This is a genomic window from Stenotrophomonas sp. YJH_SMC_46 (genome assembly GCF_059370315.1).
The window spans coordinates 1-16762 of record NZ_JCAFTO010000009.1; the positions used below are offsets into that span (position 1 = coordinate 1).

Genomic DNA, 16762 nt, shown 5'->3' on the forward strand with positions numbered 1-16762 from the left:
CATCACCGGCGCAGCTGCACTGCCGGAAGGCGTCGAAATGGTGATGCCGGGTGACAACGTCAAGATGGTCGTCACCCTGATCAACCCGGTGGCGATGGACGAAGGCCTGCGCTTCGCCATCCGCGAAGGCGGCCGCACCGTCGGCGCCGGCGTGGTCTCGAAGATCATCGAGTAAGCCTGCAGTACCGGTGGTTGCATAGCGCCGCCGGTTACGCGAATGGCGGGCCGGGAACCTCGGTCCGCCTTCGCCGTCTAAGGGAAGGCAAGTTTCAACACGTACGCCAGTAGCTCAATTGGCAGAGCAGCGGTCTCCAAAACCGCAGGTTGGGGGTTCGAGTCCCTCCTGGCGTGCCATCTGCCCACCTTATCCAGCGGCCTGGGCCGCTAAAGCAGACACAGCCGGATGAATAGCAAGATCGAACACTCCAAGGACAACTCCGCCAATGGCGGGGATATCGTCAAGTACGTCGCCGCATCGCTGCTGGTGCTGGCCGGTCTGTTCGTCTGGTTCTGGTTCTCCGCCGATTCCGGTCGCGCCACCCAGCTGGGTGCGTGGGCGGGTCAGCTGCGTGCGTTGGCGGTTGTGGTCGGTCTGGTTGGCGGTATCGGCGTGTTCATGCTGACCGGCAAGGGGCGCGACACCCGCGAATTCCTCTCCGAGTCGCGCTTCGAACTGCGCAAGGTGGTCTGGCCGACGCGCCAGGAAGCCATCCGCATGACCTGGGTCGTGATGGTGGTGGTGACCATTCTCAGTCTGTTGCTGGGTGGGTTCGATTACGTCATTCAGTGGCTGGTTCAGTTGTTCCTGAGCCGCTAAGGAGAATTGCATGAAGCGTTGGTACGTCGTTCACGCCTATTCGGGCTTCGAGAAGTCGGTGGCGCAGGCCCTGCGCGATCGCATCGTCCGTGACGGCATGGAAGAGCGCTTCGGCGATGTCCTGGTCCCGACCGAAGAAGTGGTCGAGATGCGCGCTGGGCAGAAGCGCCGCTCCGAGCGCAAGTTCTTCCCGGGTTATGTGCTGGTCCAGATCGAGACCCACGAAGAAGCCGGCATTCCGCGCATCGACAACGAAAGCTGGCATCTGGTCAAGGAAACCCCGCGCGTCATGGGCTTCATCGGCGGCACCGCCGACCGTCCGCTGCCGATCGCCGATTCCGAGGCCGAGGCCATCCTGAACCGCGTTCAGGAAGGTGTCGAGAAGCCGCGTCCGAAGGTGCTGTTCGAGCCGGGCCAGATGGTCCGCGTCACCGATGGCCCGTTCAACGATTTCAATGGCGTCGTCGAAGAAGTCAACTACGAGAAGAGCCGTCTGCGCGTTTCCGTGCTGATCTTCGGTCGCGCTACTCCGGTCGAACTCGAGTTCGGCCAGGTCGAAAAAGCCGTCTGATCCAGCTGCAGAGTCGAGCCATGCTCGGCTCCTGAACAGAAACCGGGCTTGGCCCGGTTTCTCTCGTTTATGTGCCACTTCAGGCATGTGAAGAAAAAACCTGATATAGTGCGCGGCTCCCCGCTGGGAAGCCAGCAGGATGAGGCCGCCGCAAGGCGGCCTTCAGCATGATTTCAAAACGCGATGCCGGGACGCGTGATTCCCGGTCCGATGGGGAGCCTGTTGTCGAAAGGCGCTAGCACCCGGAGAGTACTCACATGGCAAAGAAAGTTGTCGGTTACATCAAGCTGCAGGTGAAGGCCGGTCAGGCCAACCCCTCGCCGCCGGTCGGCCCTGCGCTGGGTCAGCGCGGTCTGAACATCATGGAATTCTGCAAGGCGTTCAACGCTGCCACGCAGAAGCTCGAGCCGGGCCTGCCGGTTCCGGTGATCATCACGGCCTATTCGGACCGTACGTTCACCTTCATCACCAAGAGCACCCCGGCCACCACCCTGCTGAAGAAGGCTGCTGGCATCTCGTCGGGCTCCAAGCGCCCGAACACCGAGAAGGTCGGCAAGGTCACCCGTAAGCAGCTGGAAGAGATCGCCAAGGCGAAGGAACCGGATCTGACTGCCGCCGATCTGGACGCCGCCGTGCGTACCATCGCTGGCTCTGCCCGTTCCATGGGCCTCGTGGTGGAGGGTTAATAAGATGGCACAGACCAAGCGTGAGAAGGCCATCAAGGCCGCCGTCGTCCCGGGCAAGGCATACGCCTTCGAGGACGCGATCAACATCCTGAAGACCGCCACCAAGGCCAAGTTCGTCGAGTCGATCGACGTCGCTGTGCGCCTGGGCGTCGATGCGAAGAAGTCCGACCAGCAGGTCCGTGGCTCCACCGTGCTGCCGGCCGGTACCGGCAAGTCGGTCCGCGTCGCCGTGTTCGCTCCGGCCGGTGCCAAGGCTGACGAAGCCCTGGCCGCTGGCGCCGAAGCCGTCGGCATGGATGATCTGGCCGAGAAGATGCAGGCCGGCGATCTGAACTACGACGTCGTCATCGCGACCCCGGACGCCATGCGCGTCGTCGGCAAGCTGGGCACCGTGCTGGGCCCGCGTGGCCTGATGCCGAACCCGAAGGTCGGCACCGTTTCCCCGAACCCGGGTGAAGCCGTGAAGAACGCCAAGTCGGGCCAGGTCCGTTACCGTACCGACAAGGCCGGCATCATCCACTGCACCATCGGCAAGGCCGACTTCGCCGAAGACGCGCTGAAGTCGAACCTGACCGCGCTGCTGCTGGACCTGATCAAGGCCAAGCCGGCCACCTCCAAGGGCACCTACCTGCAGAAGGTTTCGGTCAGCTCGACGATGGGCCCGGGCGTCACCGTCGACCAGTCGTCGCTGACCCTGAAGTAATTGTTTCAAGCGGTCACGGTACCTTCGGTGCCGTGACCGTGACATTTGAAGGCATCGCTGGCAGTGCATCGCCCGCGGTAGCCGTCAAAGACCGCAGGCGCGGTCGTGGCAATACCGGCGACGGGCAGGGAAGCTCGACCTGGCAAGGAGTCGCCGCCGGAGCAGTCATGAACGCTTAATCGATTCCCCGGAATCACCCTGCGTAGATGGTGCCCTTCTGGAGTTTTTCTGGTTCACGCACGTCTGGGTTTCCCCAGGTTGGCCCACTCCAGGTCTAGAACGGCCCACCCCCGGAACATCATCCCGATGTTCCCGGCGTCCAGGACGGATGCCGCACAGGACCGCACACGGCAGGAGCCGTAAGCGGAGTTCAATAGGAGGAGTGCAATGGCTCTCAATCTGTCCCAGAAGCAAGAAGTAGTCGCCGAGCTGGCAGACGTCGCCGCCAAGGCCCACTCCTTGATCGCAGCCGAATACGCTGGCACCACGGTCGCCCAGATGACCGCGATGCGCAAGCAGGCTCGTGAAACCGGTGTTTTCTTGAAGGTTGTCAAGAACACCCTGGCTTCGCGCGCCGTTGAAGGCACCGAGTTCGCAGTCGCCCAAGACCAGATGGTTGGTCCGCTGCTGTACGCGTTCTCGCTCGAGGAGCCCGGCGCTGCCGGTCGCCTGATCAAGGAAGCCGCCAAGGGCAACGACAAGCTGAAGGCTAAGGTCGTCGCCATCGGTGGCGAAGTGTTCCCGGCAAGCCACGTCGAAGTGCTGGCCTCGCTGCCGACCCGCGACCAGGCCCTGGCCATGCTGGCCCGCGTCCTGACCGAGCCGGTCACGATGTTTGCCCGCGCCATCAAGGCCGTTGGCGAGAAGCAGGGTGGTGGCGACGTCGCTGCCGACGCTGCCGAGCCGGCCGCCGAGACCGCCTGAGTTTCGACTTATCGTGGTTCCTGACGGAACCTCAACCCAGAAAATCATCCAAAGGTATTAATCATGTCCCTTACCAACGAACAGATCGTCGACGCCATCGCCGAGAAGTCCCTGATGGAAGTGATGGAGCTGGTCAAGGCCATCGAAGAGAAGTTCGGCGTCTCCGCCGCTGCTCCGGTTGCCGTGGCTGCCGCCGCTGGCCCGGCCGCTGCTGTTGAAGAGCAGACCGAGTTCACCGTCACCCTGAAGTCGGCCGGCGACAAGAAGGTCGAAGTCATCAAGGCCGTCCGCGCCATCACCGGCCTGGGCCTGAAGGAAGCGAAGGACCTGGCCGAAGCCGGTGGCGTCCTGAAGGAAGGCGCTTCGAAGGAAGACGCCGAGAAGATGAAGAAGGACCTGGAAGCTGCTGGCGCGACTGTCGAAGTCAAGTAAGCAGTTACCTTGCATCGTCATCGATTCGCGGCGATGCAGCCAAGGCTGGGGGCGTAAGCCCCCGGCCTTTGGTCGTTGTTGCGGTGGTGTAGAGTCGACTGTTAGTCGACTGCTGTGAAGGAAGTCGACTAACAGTCGACTCTACCTTTTCAAATGCAGGAAAAAAGCCCAACACGGGCTGCAGTCAAACCCCGGCAGGCCAGCGCATGGCGCGGCAGCGGGGGAGTGGAAGCAGACGAGTTGGCAGTTGGAAGTAGCGGGAGAAGGCGTGCTGGTGCCGGCAATACCAGCGACTTCCAACTGACAATTTCAAGTTCCCTTCGGATCGTGGGCGCACGATCCGCACAACAAGGTGGAAGACCTCATGACGTCCTATTCGTTCACCGAAAAAAAGCGTATCCGCAAGGATTTCGGCAAGCAGCGCTCGATTCTCGAAGTGCCGTTCCTGCTCGCCATCCAGGTGGATTCCTATCGTGAATTCCTGCAGGAGAACGTCGATCCGGCCAAGCGCACGGACCACGGCCTGCACGCTGCGCTGAAGTCGGTCTTCCCGATCGCCAGCTACAGCGGCAACGCTGCCCTGGAATACGTCGGCTACAAGCTGGGCGAACCGGTCTTCGACGAGCGTGAGTGCCGCCAGCGTGGCATGAGCTACGGCGCCCCGCTGCGCGTGACCGTGCGCCTGGTGATCTACGACCGTGAGTCGTCGACCAAGGCCATCAAGTATGTGAAGGAGCAGGAGGTCTATCTGGGCGAAATCCCGCTGATGACCGAGAACGGCACCTTCATCGTCAACGGTACCGAGCGCGTCATCGTCTCGCAGCTGCACCGCTCGCCGGGCGTGTTCTTCGACCACGACCGCGGCAAGACCCACAGCTCGGGCAAGCTGCTGTACAGCGCCCGCATCATTCCTTACCGCGGTTCCTGGCTGGACTTCGAGTTCGACCCGAAGGATGCGCTGTTCACCCGTATCGACCGCCGCCGCAAGCTGCCGGTGTCGATCCTGCTGCGCGCGCTTGGTTACAGCAACGAAGAGATGCTGGCCGAGTTCTTCGAGATCAACACCTTCCACATCAACCCGGATGAAGGCGTCCAGCTGGAGCTGGTGCCCGAGCGCCTGCGTGGCGAAACCCTGGGCTTCGACCTCGCCGACGGCGACAAGGTCATCGTGGAAGCCGGCAAGCGCATCACCGCGCGCCACATCAAGCAGCTGGAAGCCTCGGGCATCGCCGCCCTGGCCGTGCCGGACGACTACATCGTCGGCCGCATCCTGTCGCACGACGTGGTCGATGCCTCGACCGGCGAACTGCTGGCCCAGGCCAACGACGAGATCACCGACGAACAGCTGCAGGCCTTCCGCAAGGCCGGCGTGGACGCGGTCGGCACCCTGTGGGTGAACGACCTGGATCGTGGTCCGTACCTGTCCAACACCCTGCGCATCGACCCGACCAAGACCCAGCTGGAAGCGCTGGTCGAGATCTACCGCATGATGCGTCCGGGCGAGCCGCCGACCAAGGATGCCGCGCAGAACCTGTTCCACAACCTGTTCTTCACCTTCGAGCGCTACGACCTGTCCGCGGTCGGCCGCATGAAGTTCAACCGTCGCGTGGGCCGCAAGGAAACCACCGGCGAAGCCGTGCTGTACGACAGCAAGTACTTCGGTGAGCGCAACGACGAAGAGTCCAAGCGCCTGGTCGCCGCCCACGGCGACAGCTCCGACATCCTCGACGTGATCAAGGTCCTGACCGAGATCCGCAACGGTCGCGGCGTGGTCGACGACATCGATCACCTGGGCAATCGTCGCGTGCGTTCGGTCGGTGAAATGGCCGAGAACGTGTTCCGCGTGGGCCTGGTCCGCGTCGAGCGCGCGGTCAAGGAGCGCCTGTCGATGGCCGAGTCGGAAGGCCTGACCCCTCAGGAGCTGATCAACGCCAAGCCGGTCGCCGCTGCCATCAAGGAGTTCTTCGGCTCCTCGCAGCTGTCGCAGTTCATGGATCAGAACAACCCGCTGTCGGAAGTAACGCACAAGCGTCGCGTCTCGGCCCTGGGCCCGGGCGGCCTGACCCGCGAGCGCGCCGGCTTCGAAGTGCGCGACGTGCACCCGACCCATTACGGCCGCGTCTGCACCATCGAAACCCCGGAAGGCCCGAACATCGGCCTGATCAACTCGCTGGCCGTGTACGCCCGCACCAACCAGTACGGTTTCCTCGAGACCCCGTACCGAAAGGTCGTGGACGGCAAGGTCTATGACGAAGTCGAGTTCCTGTCGGCGATCGAAGAAAACGAGTACGTCATTGCGCAGGCCAACGCGCTGACCGACGCCAAGGGCACCCTGACCGAGCAGTTCGTGCCGTGCCGCTTCCAGGGCGAATCGCTGCTGAAGCCGCCGGCGGAAGTGCACTTCATGGACGTCTCGCCGATGCAGACCGTGTCGATCGCGGCCGCGCTGGTTCCGTTCCTGGAGCACGATGACGCCAACCGCGCACTGATGGGCGCCAACATGCAGCGTCAGGCCGTGCCGACCCTGCGCGCGCAGAAGCCGCTGGTGGGTACAGGCATCGAGCGCGCCGTGGCGCGTGACTCCGGCGTGACCGTGAACGCCCGCCGTGGTGGCGAGATCGTGCAGATCGACGCAGCCCGCATCGTGGTCAAGGTCAACGAGGAAGAGATCGTTGGCGCCACCGACGCGGGCGTGGACATCTACAACCTGGTCAAGTACACCCGTTCGAACCAGAACACCTGCATCAACCAGCGTCCGCTGGTCCAGGTGGGTGACGTCATCGCCCGCGGTGACGTGCTGGCCGACGGTCCGTCCACCGACATCGGCGAACTGGCCCTGGGCCAGAACATGCTGATCGCGTTCATGCCGTGGAACGGCTACAACTTCGAAGACTCCATCCTGCTCTCCGAGCGCGTGGTGGAAGAAGATCGTTACACCACGATCCACATCGAAGAGCTGACCTGCGTCGCGCGTGACACCAAGCTGGGGCCGGAGGAAATCTCCGCCGACATCCCGAACGTCTCCGAGCAGGCGCTGAACCGCCTGGACGAGAGCGGCGTGGTGTACATCGGTGCGGAAGTCCGTGCCGGCGACATCCTGGTCGGCAAGGTCACCCCGAAGGGCGAGAGCCAGCTGACTCCGGAAGAGAAGCTGCTGCGCGCGATCTTCGGCGAGAAGGCTTCGGACGTGAAGGATAGCTCGCTGCGCGTTCCGCCGGGCATGGACGGCACCGTCATCGACGTGCAGGTCTTCACCCGCGACGGCATCGAGAAGGACAAGCGCGCCCGCCAGATCGAAGAGTCTGAAATCAAGCGCGTCAAGAAGGACTTCGACGACCAGTTCCGCATCCTGGAGGCCGCCATCTACATGCGTCTGCGTTCGCAGATCGTGGGCAAGGTGGTCAACGGTGGCGCTGGCCTGAAGAAGGGTGACGTGATCACCGACGCGTTCCTGGATGGCCTGAAGAAGGCTGACTGGTTCGCCCTGCGCATGAAGGACGAAGACGCTTCGGAAGCCATCGAGCGCGCACAGAAGCAGATCCAGGCGCACGAGAAGGAATTCGAGCGTCGCTTCGCCGACAAGCGCGGCAAGATCACCGCCGGTGACGACCTCGCCCCGGGCGTGCTGAAGATGGTCAAGGTGTTCCTGGCCGTGAAGCGCCGCATCCAGCCGGGCGACAAGATGGCCGGCCGCCACGGCAACAAGGGTGTGGTCTCCAACGTGGTGCCGGTCGAGGACATGCCGTACATGGCCTCGGGCGAAACCGTGGATATCGTGCTGAACCCGCTGGGCGTGCCGTCGCGCATGAACATCGGCCAGATCCTGGAAGTGCACCTGGGCTGGGCCGCCAAGGGCCTGGGTCGCAAGATCCAGGCGATGCTGGAAGCCCAGGCGGCGGTGGCCGACCTGCGCAAGTTCCTGGACGACATCTACAACCACGACGATACCAACGTGGCCAACCGTGTCGACCTGTCGCAGTTCAGCGACGAGGAGCTGCTGCGCCTGGCCCGCAACCTGACCGACGGCGTGCCGATGGCCACCCCGGTGTTCGACGGCGCCACCGAAGCGGAAATCAAGCGCATGCTGGAACTGGCCGACCTGCCGAGCAGTGGCCAGACCCAGCTGTACGACGGCCGCACCGGTGAAGCATTCGATCGCCACACCACGGTTGGTTACATGCACTACCTGAAGCTGAACCACCTGGTCGACGACAAGATGCACGCCCGTTCGACCGGCCCGTACTCGCTCGTCACCCAGCAGCCGCTGGGCGGCAAGGCGCAGTTCGGCGGCCAGCGCTTCGGTGAAATGGAAGTCTGGGCGCTCGAAGCCTACGGCGCGGCCTACACCCTGCAGGAAATGTTGACGGTTAAGTCCGACGACGTGCAGGGCCGCAACCAGATGTACAAGAACATCGTCGACGGTGAGCACGAGATGGTCGCGGGCATGCCGGAATCCTTCAACGTGCTCGTGAAGGAAATCCGCTCGCTGGCCATCAACATGGAACTGGAAGACAACTGATCCATGCCGGCGCGGCGGCCTCCACCGCCGCGCCGCTGGCAGTGAACTGAAAGCCCATCGACACAGCATTCCTCCTTCTGGAGAACACCATGAAAGACCTGCTCAACCTCTTCAACCAGCAGCGCCAGACGCTGGACTTCGACGCGATCAAGATCGCGCTGGCCTCGCCGGACCTGATCCGTTCGTGGTCCTTCGGCGAAGTGAAGAAGCCGGAAACCATCAACTACCGCACCTTCAAGCCGGAACGTGACGGCCTGTTCTGCGCCGCCATCTTCGGACCGGTGAAGGACTACGAGTGCCTGTGCGGCAAGTACAAGCGCATGAAGCACCGCGGTGTGGTCTGCGAAAAGTGCGGCACCGAAGTGACCCTGGCCAAGGTGCGCCGCGAGCGCATGGGCCATATCGACCTGGCTTCGCCGGTCGCCCACATCTGGTTCCTCAAGTCGCTGCCGTCGCGCATCGGCCTGATGCTGGACATGACCCTGCGCGACATCGAGCGCGTGCTGTATTTCGAAGCCTACGTGGTGACCGAGCCGGGCCTGACCGCCCTGGAACGCCGCCAGCTGCTGACCGAAGAACAGTACCTGCAGGCCCGCCAGGAGCACGGTGACGACTTCGACGCCGCCATGGGCGCCGAGGCCGTGTACGAACTGCTGCGCACGATCGACCTGCAGTCGGAAATGACCCGCCTGCGCGAGGAAATCGCCGCTACCGGTTCGGAAACCAAGCTCAAGCGCCTCACCAAGCGCATCAAGCTGATCGAAGCCTTCCTGGAATCGGGCAACCGTCCGGAATGGATGGTCATGACCGTGCTGCCGGTGCTGCCGCCGGACCTGCGTCCGCTGGTCCCGCTGGATGGCGGCCGCTTCGCGACTTCCGACCTGAACGACCTGTACCGCCGCGTCATCAACCGCAACAACCGCCTGCGCCGCCTGCTCGAACTGAGCGCGCCGGACATCATCGTGCGCAATGAAAAGCGCATGCTGCAGGAGTCGGTCGATGCGCTGCTGGACAACGGCCGTCGTGGCCGTGCCATCACCGGCACCAACAAGCGCCCGCTGAAGTCGCTGGCCGACATGATCAAGGGCAAGCAGGGTCGCTTCCGCCAGAACCTGCTCGGCAAGCGCGTCGACTACTCGGGCCGTTCGGTCATCGTGGTCGGCCCGTACCTGCGCCTGCACCAGTGCGGCCTGCCGAAGAAGATGGCGCTCGAGCTGTTCAAGCCGTTCGTCTTCGCCAAGCTGCAGCGTCGTGGCCTGGCCACCACCATCAAGGCCGCCAAGAAGCTGGTCGAGCGCGAAGAAGCCGAAGTCTGGGACATCCTGGAAGAGGTCATCCGCGAGCATCCGGTGATGCTGAACCGTGCGCCGACCCTGCACCGTCTGGGTATCCAGGCGTTCGAGCCGGTGCTGATCGAAGGCAAGGCCATCCAGCTGCACCCGCTGGTCTGCACCGCGTTCAACGCCGACTTCGACGGTGACCAGATGGCCGTCCACGTGCCGCTCTCGCTGGAAGCCCAGCTGGAAGCGCGTGCGCTGATGATGTCGACCAACAACATCCTGTCGCCGGCCAACGGCGAGCCGATCATCGTGCCGTCGCAGGACGTCGTGCTGGGTCTGTACTACATGACCCGCTCGCTGGAGAACAAGAAGGGCGAGGGCATGGCCTTCGCCAACATCGCCGAAGTCAAGCGCGCCTACGACAACCGCGTGGTGGAACTGCACGCCAAGGTCAAGGTCCGCATCACCGAGGTGGTGACCGACGAAGATGGCAACAAGCAGAACAAGACCTCGATCGTGGACACCACGATCGGTCGCGCCCTGCTGGCTGAAATCCTGCCGGAAGGCCTGCCGTTCGCGCTGGCCAATGTCGAACTGACCAAGAAGAACATCAGCCGCCTGATCAACTCCAGCTACCGCCAGCTGGGCCTGAAGGACACGGTCGTGTTCGCTGACAAGCTGATGTACACCGGCTTCGCCTACGCGACCCGTGCCGGCGTCTCGATCGGCATCGACGACATGCTGATCCCGGACGAGAAGAAGGGCATCCTCACCGAGGCCGAAGCCGAAGTGCTGGAAATCCAGGAGCAGTACCAGTCGGGCCTGGTCACCGCCGGCGAGCGCTACAACAAGGTGGTCGACATCTGGTCGCGCACCAACGAGCGCATCGCCAAGGCGATGATGGACACCATCGGTACCGAGAAGGTGGTCAATGCCAAGGGTGAGACCATCGACCAGAAGTCGATGAACTCGCTGTACATCATGGCCGACTCCGGTGCGCGTGGTTCGCAGGCGCAGATCCGTCAGCTGGCCGGCATGCGCGGCCTGATGGCCCGCCCGGACGGCTCGATCATCGAGACGCCCATCAAGGCGAACTTCCGCGAAGGCCTGAACGTGCAGGAGTACTTCAACTCCACCCACGGTGCCCGTAAGGGTCTGGCCGATACCGCGCTGAAGACCGCGAACTCGGGTTACCTGACCCGTCGTCTGGTCGACGTCGCGCAGGACGTGGTGATCACCGAGGTGGATTGCGGTACCACCGAAGGCCTGATCATGACCCCGATCGTGGAAGGCGGCGACGTGGTCGAGCCGCTGAAGGACCGCGTGCTGGGTCGCGTGGTGGCCGAGGACGTGTTCCTGCCGGGCAACGATGAAGATCCGATCGTCACCCGCAACACCCTGCTGGACGAAGCCTGGGTGGCCAAGCTGGAAGATGCCGGCGTGCAGACCATCAAGGTCCGCTCGACCATCTCCTGCGAATCGGCCTTCGGTGTCTGCTCGCGCTGCTACGGCCGCGATCTGGCCCGCGGCCACCTGGTCAACATCGGTGAAGCGGTCGGCGTCATCGCCGCCCAGTCCATCGGTGAGCCGGGTACCCAGCTGACCATGCGTACGTTCCACATCGGTGGTGCGGCGTCGCGAGCTGCTGCGGTCGACAACATCACCGTCAAGACCACCGGCTCGGTCAAGTTCAGCAACCTCAAGTCGGTCGAGCACGCCAACGGCTCGCTGGTGGCGGTGTCGCGCTCGGGCGAAATCTCGGTGCTCGATGCCCACGGTCGTGAGCGTGAGCGTTACAAGCTGCCGTACGGTGCGACCATCACGTCCAAGGACGGTGATGCGATCAAGGCTGGCCAGACCGTGGCCAACTGGGATCCGCATAACCACCCGATCGTGTCGGAAGTGGCCGGCTTCATCCGCTTCATCGACTTCGTCGACGGCATCACCGTCATCGAGAAGACCGACGAGCTGACCGGCCTTGCCTCGCGCGAAATCACCGATCCGAAGCGTCGTGGTACCCAGGCCAAGGACCTGCGCCCGATCGTGCGCATCGTCGACGCCAAGGGCAATGACCTGTCGATCCCGGGCACCGATCTGCCGGCGCAGTACCTGCTGCCGCCGCGCTCGATCGTCAACCTGCAGGACGGCGCTGCCGTCGGCGTGGGTGACGTGGTCGCCAAGATTCCGCAGGAAGCGTCGAAGACCCGCGACATCACCGGTGGTCTGCCGCGCGTGGCCGATCTGTTCGAAGCCCGCAAGCCGAAGGATCCGGCGGTGCTGGCCGAGCGTTCGGGCATCATCAGCTTCGGCAAGGACACCAAGGGCAAGCAGCGCCTGATCATCAAGGACACCGATGGTTCGGAGCACGAAGAGCTGATCCCGAAGTACCGCCAGGTCATCGTGTTCGAAGGCGAGCATGTCACCAAGGGTGAAACCATCGTGGACGGCGAGCCGAGCCCGCAGGACATCCTGCGCCTGCTGGGTGTCGAACCGCTGGCTGCCTACCTGGTGAAGGAAATCCAGGACGTGTATCGCCTGCAGGGCGTGAAGATCAACGACAAGCACATCGAGGTGATCACCCGCCAGATGCTGCGCAAGGTCGAGATCACCGACCAGGGCAGCAGCAAGTTCCTGAACGGCGAACAGGTGGAGCGCCAGCGCGTTATCGAGGAGAATGCGCGCCTCGCGGCCCGCAACGAGCTGCCGGCTCGTTTCGATCCGGTGCTGCTGGGTATCACCAAGGCCTCGCTGGCGACTGAATCGTTCATCTCGGCCGCGTCGTTCCAGGAAACCACCCGTGTGTTGACCGAAGCGGCCGTCCGCGGCACCTCGGACAACCTGCGCGGCCTGAAGGAAAACGTCATCGTGGGTCGCCTGATTCCGGCCGGTACCGGCCTGGCGTACCACAGCAACCGCCGCCGCGGCGCCTCCGGCCTTACCGAGTCGGAAATGCAGACCCTGGCCGGCACTCCGGCTGCGGTCGAGGCAGCGGTGGTTGAAGCCGAAGCTGAACAGGCCTCGGGCGAAGAATGATGCATCCGGTCCGGCCGCAAGGCCGGACCACCCGGGCGGTAGAGTCGACTGTTGGTCGACTGCCATCGAGAGTCGGCTAACAGTCGACTCTACCGGCGCGGGGCAGGATGGACCTCGTGGTTCACCCCGCCAACCTGAACGGGGTACATGGAGGCCCCCCAGTAACGTTCCGGGATCAGGAGCGGGCTTGACAGGAGGCGTTTGACTGCTTTCCTGGCAGGTTGCTACAATCGTCTGTCTCAGCAGGCCAGAATTTTGGCCTGCTTTAACATTTCCGCATCTCTGGCCGGATTTTCCGGCCACCAATCAGAAGAACCTACTGATGGCGACGATCAACCAGCTGGTCCGCAAGCCGCGGCAAGCGACCACCTACAAGAGTGCCTCGCCGGCGCTCGACAAGTGCCCGCAGCGCCGTGGCGTCTGCACCCGTGTCTACACCACCACTCCGAAGAAGCCGAACTCGGCTCTGCGCAAGGTTGCCAAGGTCCGCCTGACCAACCAGGAAGAAGTGATTTCCTACATCGGTGGTGAAGGCCACAACCTGCAGGAGCACTCCGTGGTCCTGATCCGCGGCGGTCGCGTCAAGGACCTGCCGGGTGTGCGTTACCACACCGTTCGTGGCTCGCTCGACGCCGCCGGCGTTGCCAAGCGTCGCCAGGCCCGTTCCAAGTACGGCGCCAAGCGTCCGAAGGCATAAGGAGAGAGCACAATGTCGCGTAAGGGTAATACTCCGCAGCGTTCCGTCCTGCCCGATCCGAAGCACGGAAGCGAAACCATCGCCCGTTTCATCAACATGGTCATGCAGAGCGGCAAGAAGTCCGTCGCCGAGAAGATCGTGTACGGCGCCATGGACGTGATCACCGAGAAGAACAGCAGCGCCAACGCCATTGAACTGGTGCAGAAGGCTCTGGACAACGTCGCTCCGGCGGTCGAAGTCAAGTCGCGCCGCGTCGGTGGTGCCACCTACCAGGTGCCGGTCGAAGTGCGTTCGTCGCGCAAGATGGCCCTGGCCATGCGCTGGCTGATCGACTCCGCGCGCAAGCGCGGCGAGAACACCATGCCGAAGAAGCTGGCTGCTGAACTGATCGACGCCTCGGAAAACCGTGGCGGCGCCATCAAGAAGCGCGAAGAAACCCACCGCATGGCCGAAGCCAACAAGGCATTCGCCCACTACCGCTGGTGAGTTTGACGGCCTTGTAAAACAGGCAGGGCAGCACCACTTCGGTGCGTGCTGCCTCGCGGTCCCAGAAAGACTGCGCCAATCCGAAGGCCGCCGAAAGGCGGCGTTCGGCCATCCGAAATCCAAGAAATCTGAGAGGCTCCCGTGGCCCGTTCCACTCCCATCGAGCGTTACCGTAACTTCGGCATCATGGCTCACATCGATGCCGGCAAGACCACCACGTCCGAGCGCATCCTGTTCTACACCGGCAAGAGCCACAAGATCGGTGAAGTGCACGACGGCGCCGCCACCATGGACTGGATGGAGCAGGAGCAGGAGCGTGGCATCACGATCCAGTCCGCTGCCACCACCGCGTTCTGGAAGGGCATGGACAAGTCCCTGCCGGAGCACCGCTTCAACATCATCGACACCCCGGGGCACGTCGACTTCACCATCGAAGTGGAGCGCTCGCTGCGCGTGCTCGACGGTGCCGTCTTCGTCCTGTGCGCCGTCGGCGGCGTGCAGCCGCAGTCGGAAACCGTGTGGCGCCAGGCCAACAAGTACCACGTGCCGCGCATCGCGTTCGTCAACAAGATGGACCGCACCGGTGCCAACTTCCAGAAGGTCGTCGGCCAGCTGAAGGCCAAGCTGGGCGCGGTTGCCGTGCCGATGCAGCTGCCGATCGGCGCTGAAGACAACTTCAAGGGCGTTGTCGACCTGCTGAAGATGAAGGCCATCCACTGGGATGAAGCCTCGCAGGGCATGAAGTTCGAGTACAGCGACATCCCGGCCGATCTGCAGGCGGCTGCGGAAGAAGCTCGCCAGTTCATGGTCGAGACCGCTGCCGAAGCCAGCGAAGAGCTGATGGAAAAGTACCTGGGCGGCGAAGAGCTGGCCGAGGCCGAAATCATCAACGCGCTGCGTACCCGTACCCTGGCCACCGAGATCGTGCCGATGTACTGCGGCTCGGCCTTCAAGAACAAGGGCGTGCAGGCCATGCTGGACGGCGTGATCCAGCTGCTGCCGTCGCCGGTCGACGTGCCGGACGTGAAGGGCGTGGACGTTGACGACGACACCGTCGAAATGACCCGCAAGTCGGACGACAAGGCGCCGTTCTCGTCGCTGGCCTTCAAGATCATCACCGACCCGTTCGTCGGCGCGCTGACCTTCTTCCGTGTCTACTCGGGCACCCTGAACGGTGGCGACACCGTGCTGAACTCGGTGAAGGGCAAGAAGGAGCGCATCGGCCGCATCCTGCAGATGCACTCGAACAACCGCGAGGAAATCAAGGAAGTTCTGGCTGGTGACATCGCTGCTGCAGTGGGCCTGAAGGACACCACCACCGGTGACACCCTGTGCGCCGTGGATGCGCCGATCATCCTGGAGCGCATGACGTTCCCGGAGCCGGTGATCTCGATGGCCGTCGAGCCGAAGACCAAGTCGGACCAGGAAAAGATGGGTCTGGCGCTGGGTCGCCTGGCGCAGGAAGATCCGTCGTTCCGCGTCAAGACCGACGAAGAATCCGGCCAGACCATCATCTCGGGCATGGGCGAGCTGCACCTGGACATCATCGTCGACCGCCTGAAGCGCGAGTTCAACGTTGAAGCCAACGTCGGCGCGCCGCAGGTGGCCTACCGCGAAACCATCACCCTGGCTGACGTCAAGTCGGACTACAAGCACGCCAAGCAGTCCGGTGGTAAGGGTCAGTACGGTCACGTCGTGATCGAGCTGTCGCCGATCACCGCTGAAGATCGTGCCGATCCGAAGATCGCTCCGATGATCAAGGACGATTTCCTGTTCATCAACGACATCACCGGCGGCGTGATCCCGAAGGAATTCATTCCGTCGGTTGAAAAGGGCCTGCGCGAAACCATCACCAGCGGCCCGCTGGCTGGCTTCCCGGTCGTGGACGTCAAGGTGAAGCTGGTGTTCGGTTCGTACCACGACGTCGACTCCTCGGAAATGGCGTTCAAGCTGGCTTCGTCGATGGCCTTCAAGCAGGGCTTCGCCAAGGCCAAGCCGGTGCTGCTGGAGCCGATCATGAAGGTCGAGATCGTGACCCCGGAGGATTACCAGGGTGACGTGATGGGCGACGTCAGCCGTCGTCGCGGCGTGCTGCAGGGTTCCGACACCACCGGTGACGGTTCGGCCAGCATCATCAACGCGATGATCCCGCTGGGTGAAATGTTCGGCTACGCCACTGCGCTGCGTTCGCAGACCCAGGGCCGCGCCACCTTCACCATGGAATTCGATCACTACGAGCCGGCTCCGACCAACATCGCCGAAGCCGTCATGAAGAAGGGCTGAGCCTCGCTCAGCCTCTCTTGAAACCATTTACGAACAATCAAGGTATAGAACAATGGCAAAGGGTAAGTTCGAGCGCACCAAGCCGCACGTCAACGTCGGCACCATCGGTCACGTCGACCACGGCAAGACCACGCTGACCGCTGCACTGACCAAGATCGGTGCCGAGCGCTTCGGTGGCGAGTTCAAGGATTACTCCTCGATCGACGCCGCGCCGGAAGAAAAGGCGCGTGGCATCACGATCTCGACCGCGCACGTCGAATACGAATCCCCGATCCGTCACTACGCCCACGTTGACTGCCCGGGCCACGCTGACTACGTCAAGAACATGATC

Annotated in this window: 13 protein-coding genes and 1 tRNA gene; all 14 read left to right on the plus strand. The window is 63.2% G+C overall.

Features of this window, described 5'->3' with window-relative positions; translation table 11 throughout:
* The coding region (locus AC5P8C_RS19780; protein ID WP_495219242.1) for an EF-Tu C-terminal domain-related protein at positions 1–175 on the plus strand (175 nt) is incomplete at its 5' end.
* Positions 176–278: 103 nt separating this feature from the next.
* Positions 279–354, plus strand: a tRNA-Trp gene (locus AC5P8C_RS19785).
* A 49-nt stretch (positions 355–403) separates the two neighbouring features.
* Positions 404–817 (plus strand): preprotein translocase subunit SecE, encoded by a 414-nt coding sequence (secE, locus tag AC5P8C_RS19790; protein WP_005408202.1) that lies wholly within the window; start codon positions 404–406, stop codon positions 815–817.
* Positions 818–827: 10 nt separating this feature from the next.
* Positions 828–1388: a transcription termination/antitermination protein NusG gene (nusG, locus tag AC5P8C_RS19795; protein WP_004154362.1), complete on the plus strand. Its 561-nt coding sequence runs from the start codon at positions 828–830 to the stop codon at positions 1386–1388.
* Between the two features lie 257 nt (positions 1389–1645).
* Positions 1646–2074, plus strand: coding sequence for a 50S ribosomal protein L11 (gene rplK / locus AC5P8C_RS19800; RefSeq protein ID WP_004145248.1), 429 nt, complete (start codon positions 1646–1648; stop codon positions 2072–2074).
* A 4-nt stretch (positions 2075–2078) separates the two neighbouring features.
* Positions 2079–2777 (plus strand): 50S ribosomal protein L1, encoded by a 699-nt coding sequence (rplA, locus tag AC5P8C_RS19805; protein ID WP_014646045.1) that lies wholly within the window; start codon positions 2079–2081, stop codon positions 2775–2777.
* 387 nt (positions 2778–3164) lie between these two features.
* Positions 3165–3701 carry a 50S ribosomal protein L10 gene (gene rplJ / locus AC5P8C_RS19810; protein WP_010480377.1) on the plus strand — a complete coding sequence of 179 codons (537 nt, stop codon included), beginning with the start codon at positions 3165–3167 and terminating at the stop codon, positions 3699–3701.
* 63 nt (positions 3702–3764) lie between these two features.
* Positions 3765–4133 carry a 50S ribosomal protein L7/L12 gene (rplL, locus tag AC5P8C_RS19815; protein WP_005408204.1) on the plus strand — a complete coding sequence of 123 codons (369 nt, stop codon included), beginning with the start codon at positions 3765–3767 and terminating at the stop codon, positions 4131–4133.
* A gap of 364 nt (positions 4134–4497) precedes the next feature.
* Positions 4498–8652, plus strand: a complete 4155-nt coding sequence (rpoB, locus tag AC5P8C_RS19820) for a DNA-directed RNA polymerase subunit beta (protein WP_019662235.1) — start codon at positions 4498–4500, stop codon at positions 8650–8652.
* Between the two features lie 89 nt (positions 8653–8741).
* Complete coding sequence (gene rpoC, locus AC5P8C_RS19825; protein WP_019662236.1) at positions 8742–12965, plus strand: DNA-directed RNA polymerase subunit beta'; 4224 nt, start codon at positions 8742–8744, stop codon at positions 12963–12965.
* Between the two features lie 322 nt (positions 12966–13287).
* The gene (gene rpsL / locus AC5P8C_RS19830) at positions 13288–13662 is read left to right on the plus strand and encodes a 30S ribosomal protein S12 (RefSeq protein WP_004145320.1); all 375 of its coding nucleotides are present in this window, start codon (positions 13288–13290) and stop codon (positions 13660–13662) included.
* A gap of 12 nt (positions 13663–13674) precedes the next feature.
* Positions 13675–14148: a 30S ribosomal protein S7 gene (rpsG, locus tag AC5P8C_RS19835; RefSeq protein ID WP_004145321.1), complete on the plus strand. Its 474-nt coding sequence runs from the start codon at positions 13675–13677 to the stop codon at positions 14146–14148.
* A 141-nt stretch (positions 14149–14289) separates the two neighbouring features.
* Complete coding sequence (gene fusA / locus AC5P8C_RS19840) at positions 14290–16431, plus strand: elongation factor G (RefSeq protein ID WP_019662237.1); 2142 nt, start codon at positions 14290–14292, stop codon at positions 16429–16431.
* Between the two features lie 52 nt (positions 16432–16483).
* On the plus strand, positions 16484–16762 hold a 279-nt coding region (locus AC5P8C_RS19845; RefSeq protein WP_308307142.1), incomplete at its 3' end, for a GTP-binding protein.